The sequence below is a fragment of the Kitasatospora sp. NPDC001539 genome (assembly GCF_040298565.1).
Taxonomy (GTDB): domain Bacteria; phylum Actinomycetota; class Actinomycetes; order Streptomycetales; family Streptomycetaceae; genus Kitasatospora.
Window position 1 is genome coordinate 1 of sequence record NZ_JBEPAK010000347.1, and the last position, 5,749, is coordinate 5,749.

General features: G+C 73.5%; 4 protein-coding genes. 2 read left to right on the plus strand and 2 right to left on the minus strand.

The window, feature by feature from the left end:
* Positions 1 to 950: 950 nt before the first annotated feature.
* Complete coding sequence (locus ABT247_RS31205; RefSeq protein WP_350749373.1) at positions 951 to 1,883, plus strand: DUF8832 domain-containing protein; 933 nt, start codon at positions 951 to 953, stop codon at positions 1,881 to 1,883.
* Between the two features lie 164 nt (positions 1,884 to 2,047).
* Entirely contained in the window at positions 2,048 to 3,295 is a 1,248-nt protein-coding gene (locus tag ABT247_RS31210; protein ID WP_350749376.1) for a hypothetical protein, read from the plus strand.
* A gap of 106 nt (positions 3,296 to 3,401) precedes the next feature.
* Here ABT247_RS31210 and ABT247_RS31215 read toward each other — a convergent pair whose 3' ends face one another.
* Together ABT247_RS31215 and ABT247_RS31220 are read right to left on the minus strand one after the other, a co-directional pair.
* On the minus strand, positions 3,402 to 4,550 hold the full coding sequence (locus tag ABT247_RS31215) for a hypothetical protein (RefSeq protein ID WP_350749379.1): 1,149 nt from the start codon (positions 4,548 to 4,550) through the stop codon (positions 3,402 to 3,404).
* 186 nt (positions 4,551 to 4,736) lie between these two features.
* Entirely contained in the window at positions 4,737 to 5,618 is an 882-nt protein-coding gene (locus tag ABT247_RS31220; protein ID WP_350749381.1) for a helix-turn-helix transcriptional regulator, read from the minus strand.
* Between the last annotated feature and the right edge of the window lie 131 nt (positions 5,619 to 5,749).

Consider the following 5,749-nt stretch of genomic DNA (forward strand, 5'->3'; position numbering starts at 1 on the left):
CCGGCCGGCGCCGCCGCAGCGGCGGCCCCGGAGCCGGGCCCCGGCGACGGTTGCCACGGCACGCCCATCACGAGACCCCTATTCGAACCGACCAGTGAACCCGCAGGCTTCCTCCCATAGTGGCCCGGCCGCCACCCGTACGTCCCCTCGTGTCCCACGGGGCCGCCCCGCCCTCCGGGGAGGACCCGGCCCGGCCCGCCTGCTCAACGGCTCCGATCCGCTTCGACGCCCCCGATCCCCGCCAAGGGCCCCGACCCGCGCGAACGCGTCCGCGAGGAATCCGGGCGCTCGAGGCCTGACGCTCCCTCCGCCGGAAGGCCCGGGGCGGATCACGCCGGACACTCCCCGGGGGTATGGTGGCCGCAGAGCTCGCGCGACGCGGGACGACGGGGCAGCAGGAAGGACGTCAGGGGTGGGTGGTGACCAGCTGCGGCGGACGGGCGCGCCCCGACTGCTCGCACTCTGCGCCGTCCTGCTCGGGATCTTCCTCATGCACGGCGCGCCGGCCTCCGCGGCCGGCGGCTGTCACAGCGCGGTGGGCGCCCCCTCGGCGATGCCGGGCAGCCATCCGGTGCCGGGGGGAGCGCCGGTAGCGCTCTCGCTGCCGGCGTCCGGCGCTGCCGCACATCCCGCGGCCGCGTCCCGGCCGGGCGGACCGCCGTGCGTGTCCACCCCCGCGCGCGAACGCTCCCCGCTGCCGTCGGCCGGCGGGCTCGCCGTCGCCGTCGTCGCCGCTGCGCTCTCCGCGCCGGCGCTGACGGGACGTCCGGAAGGCGAGCCGCACCTCCGGCGCAGGGGTCCGCCGAGAGGCGGACGGGACGTGCTGCTCCAGGTGTGCATCGCGCGTACGTGACGGGGCCGTGCCGGCGCCGGCCGGTCGGCCGGGCCGGGCCACGCGTCCCGCTCATTCGCGCGCCCTTCGGCGCGCCCGCGCACGAAAGATCATTCCGATGCCCCTCTCGTCCCGCTCCACCGTCCGTCGCCGCACCCTCACCACGACCGGTGCGACCGCCGTGCTGGCGCTGGCGCTGTCCGCCTGCGGCTCCTCCGCCGGGGACCACTCCATGCCGGGCATGGACCACGGCGTCACCACGGCCGGCTCGTCCCCCTCCAACCCGACGCCGTCGACAGCCGGTGGCATGGAAGGCATGCCCGGCATGAACGCCGACGACGGCCTGGCAGCCGAGAAGAACGGCTACCGCCTCGAGGCCGAGCCCGCGGCGCTCCCGGCCGACCGGCCGACTCCCTTCCGGTTCACGGTCGTCGGCCCGGACGGCAAGCCGGTGACCGACTTCGCCGTCGAGCAGACCAAGACCATGCACTTCTACGCCGTCCGCTCCGACCTGACCGGTTACCAGCACCTCCACCCGACCATGGCCGCCGACGGCACCTGGACCGCGGACCTCGCCGCCCTCCAGCCGGGCAGCTGGCGCCTGTACGCCTCCTTCACCCCCGCCGGCGGCCCCGGCAAGGGCTCCGACCTCGTCCTCAGCCGCACCGTCACCGTCCCCGGCCAGGTGGTGGACACCCCTCTGCCCGCGGCGTCCGGCAGCGCCACGGCCGACGGCTACACCGTCACGATCCAGGGCGATCCGATGGCCGGCATGGCCCACCCGCTCACCGCCACCATCACCAGGGACGGCCGGCCCGTCACCGACCTCCAGCCCTACCTCGGCACCTATGCGCACATCAGCGCCTTCCACGAAGGCGACCAGGCCTTCGCGCACCTCCACCCCGAGACCCGGGCCGCCGGCGGAGACCACGGCGGACCGGCCCTCACCTTCCACGCCGAACTGTCCAGGCCCGGCAACTGGCGCACCTTCATCCAGTTCCAGACCGCCGGCCAACTCCACACCGCCGCAGTGACCCTGCACGTCGGCTGACCCGCCCCGGTGGGGTGCCCCCGGCAGGAGCGGCACCCCACCGAAGGCCGCCGAAGGACGGAGGGCGCGGCGGAAACCCCGGCCGTGCACGGCCGGATGCGCTCTCCTCGTCCGCCCGACTCCGTTGTATAACGGGGGCGAAGCAGACCAAGGGGGGTTCCACCGTGCAGGCGAGGAAGCAGCAGGGGCAGGCCGGGCAGTCCCGTCACGGCGTGAGCCCGGCCCGACGGACCGGCACCCGGGCGAGATCCGCCGCCGGAGCCGTGCCCCGGCAGTCCCCTGAGGCCGTCGCGGCCCTCCAGCGCGCCGTCGGCAACGCGGCGACCGGCCGGATGCTCCAACGAGCGGCCGGCGACCGGGCCGGGAGCCGGCCGGTGGTGCAGCGGATGCTGGACGAGAACACCGTGGAAGCCGACTGCGCGGCCGGCACCTTCGACGGGCGGAGCGTCACACCCGGCAGGCGGGCGGCCGACCTGCGGAACATCGTGTGGCAGGACCACTGGGACGCCATCTCGGCGGTGTGCAGGAAGCACAAGTACACCATCGCCATCCGGGAGACCGGCGAGTTCTCGATCCGGCGGATCGCGGAAGGCGCCAAGGCCAAGCCGCACACCATCCTGGAGAAGTCGATCAAGCCCGGCTCCGTCGAGAAGAAGTACGGCACCGGCCCCGGGCAGGCCCCGGGGGACCCGGCCACCATCCTGGCCTGGCTCGAGGCCAACGACCTGAGCGGCTTCGTCGGCCACTGGGGCGCCCAGGGCCTGATCGGTGTGCGGATCGACAACCCGCCCCCGACGCTCCCCGCCGGAATCGTGCACCAGGGCGCGAACAACGAGCCGTACGTGCCGCTCGACATGCAGCAGCCGGGCGGCGGCCCGGCCATGGTCGCCCTGAAGGCCGACCCGAACTGGAAGCAGTACCTCTACACCGGCGACTACGACCTCCACGAGGTCTACTCCGCCCAGGGCGGCACCGGCGGCGGCCAGATCCCGGAAGCGACCATGGAGAAGGCCAAACTCCTGAACCGGCTCAACGCGGGGATCGCCCTGAACGCCCAGCAGGAGCCGGTGGCACGCCACGGCACGGTGGCCCTGGAGCACGGCCGGCTGCACACCCGGCCCGGCTCCGACCACGCCATGTTCCAGCACGGGGACCAGGCCACCTACCGGATGAACCAGTACCTGGAATCGACGGTCGCCCGGTACGCGCAGCAACTGGTCCGGGCGGTGGCCACGGAGGCCGACGAGCCGCTGGCCTGGTGCCGGATGGGTACGTGGTACGTGACCAGGAACCGCGAGGAGCACAAGGTCCTGCGCAGGCGCTGGAAGCTGGCGGTCCCCCACACCTGGGACGACGAGAACGTGGAGCGCACCGCCGGCGGCGGCTACCGCACGGCCCGCTACACCGCCTGACCCGCGCCCCCGGCCGGAACCGGGGGACCCGCCGCCCAGGCCACCCGGTGGGGGCGCACCCGCCCCCGGGCGGCCGGGGGCGGGTGCGGGCGGACGCCTGCGGCTGTCAGGAGGACCTGGTGATGGTGTAGACGACGTAGATGCCGCACTGGGCGCCCGAGCCCTGCGCGGTGACGACCCAGCCGGCCGGAATCGTGGACGGCCCGCAGACCTGCATGCTGGTCTGGTCGGTGACCTTGACGATGGTGTAGGTCCCGTAGGTGCCGCAGGCCGAGGAGTTGGTCTGGATGGCGGTGATCACCCAGCCGTTCGGGACGGCGGACTGCCCGCAGACCTGGAGGCCGGTCTGGGTGGTGACCTTCAGCAGCGAGTACAGCGGGTAGCTCCCGCAGCCCGCACCGTTCTGCATCGCGGTGATCACCCAGCCGACCGGCACAGGCGAGTTGGCGCAGGCCTGGACGGACGTCTGGCTCGTCAACTGGACGATGGTGTACGTCCCGTAGGTGCCGCAGGCCGACGAGTTGGTCTGGATGGCGGTGATCACCCAGCCGCTCGGGACGGCGGACTGCCCGCAGACCTGGAGGCTGGTCTGGGTGGTGACCTTCAGCAGCGAGTACAGCGGGTAGCTCCCGCAGCCCGCACCGTTCTGCATCGCGGTGATCACCCAGCCGGCGGGTATCGGCCAGTTGCCGCAGGCCTGGACCGAGGTGCGGTCGCCCAGCGGTACGAGGGTGTACGTGCTGTAGGTGCCGCAGGCCGGGGAGACGGTCTGGATCGCGGTGATCACCCAGCCCGGCGGGATCGGGGACTGCCCGCAGTCCTGGAGGACGGTCTGGTCGGTGACCTTCAGCAGCGAGTACAGCGGGTAGCTCCCGCAGGTGCCGGCGCCGCTCTGCATCGCCGTGATCACCCAGCCGGCGGGTATCGGTCCGTTCGAGCAGGCCTGGACCGAGGTCAGGGCCGAGGCGTCGGCGATGGTGAAGAGGCCGTAGCCTCCGCAGCCGGACCACTGCTCGCTGACGATCACCCAGCCGGTCGGCACCGGGGTGTAGCCGCAGATCGTCGTCCCACCCGCCTGCGTCGCGGTCCGCACGGCCTGCACCGTCCCGGCCGTCCGCGCGACCGGCGGACCGGCCGTCGGTGCGGCCGTCGGTGCGGCTGCCTGGGCGATCGGCGCACCGGCCAGGGTCAGCCCTCCCAGCAGCAGCGCGGCCACGGCCAGTAGGCGGGCCAGTAACCGTCTCAGTTCGGGCATGCGCATCCTTCATCCTCCGTGTGGCTCAAGCCGGTTGGCGCCTGAGAGCTTGGCAGGCCCGCGTCGCCGTGACCAGACCCACTCCCCGGAACGCTCGGCCCCGGCGGCGGCCTCAGGGGCTGCCCACGAAGGCGACAGGACTCGTCCTCGTGGCAGCGGCCGACAGACGGCGGGGCCGGCTGTCCGTCAGCGCGCGCGGTCGGCAGCCGGCACGGGGGAAGGGACCCCGCCGGACCAGGCCAGCAGCATCCGCAGGGCGTCGTGCGACGCGCTGCCGGGCTCGGCGGCGTACGTGATCAGTGCCTGCTCGGGGTCGTCCGTCGGGCGCAGGGTCTCGTAGGCCAGTTCCAGGTCGCCGACCACCGGATGGTGGAACCGCTTGGTCCCCGAGGTCTTGTCCTGCACCGGGTGCTCGGCCCACCAGCGGCGGAAGTCCTCGCTCTTCATCGACAGTTCGCCGATCAGGCTCGCCAACCGGGGGTCCTCGGGGTGCCGTCCCGCGTCCAGGTGGAGGTAGGCGACGTTCTCGCGGGCGCAGGAGGCCCAGTCCGCATACAGTTCGCGGGACGTCTCGTCGAGGAAGGTGATGCGGGCGACGTTGCGCTCGGCCGGGTCCAGGGCCGCGTAGTCACCGAACAGGGCGCACGCCGCCGCGTTCCAGGCCAGGATGTCCATGCGCCGGCCCATCACCATCGCCGGTATGTCCACCAGGTCGTCCAGCAGCCGCTGGAGCATCGGGCGCACGCGTTGCGGCTGGGCTCGGCGCCGGGGCGCGTGCCGAGCGGTCGCCTGCGGCCGGGCGAGGCGGTGCAGGTGCCGGGTGGCGTCCGCGTCCAGGCGCAGTGCGCGGGCGAGGGCGTCGAGCACCGCGCCCGAGGGGTTGGGCACGCGGCCCTGTTCCATCCGCGTGTAGTAGTCGACGCTGACTCCGGCGAGTTGGGCGATCTCCTCGCGGCGCAGGCCCGCGACCCGGCGTTGGCCTCCGAAATCCGGCAGGGCGACGTCTTCGGGGTGCAGGAGGGAGCGGCGGGAGCGGAGGAACTCGCCGAGGCTGATCGCTGTGCTCATACGGCGATTGTGGCCGTTCGCGGGTGGGGGGTGCCTGGCCCTGCCAAGGCCACCACACCCCACAGCACGGCCACCCCCCCCCCCCCAACCCAACCAAAAAGCGTGTTGTTGGGGGGCCCACCACCCCCGGG

Excerpts from the sequence above, each read along its gene's own strand:
- ABT247_RS31220 (WP_350749381.1), bottom strand. The coding sequence starts at position 5,618 with ATGAGCACAGCGATCAGCCTCGGCGAGTTCCTCCGCTCCCGCCGCTCC.
- ABT247_RS31215 (WP_350749379.1), bottom strand. The coding sequence starts at position 4,550 with ATGCCCGAACTGAGACGGTTACTGGCCCGCCTACTGGCCGTGGCCGCG.
- ABT247_RS31205 (WP_350749373.1), top strand. The coding sequence starts at position 951 with ATGCCCCTCTCGTCCCGCTCCACCGTCCGTCGCCGCACCCTCACCACG.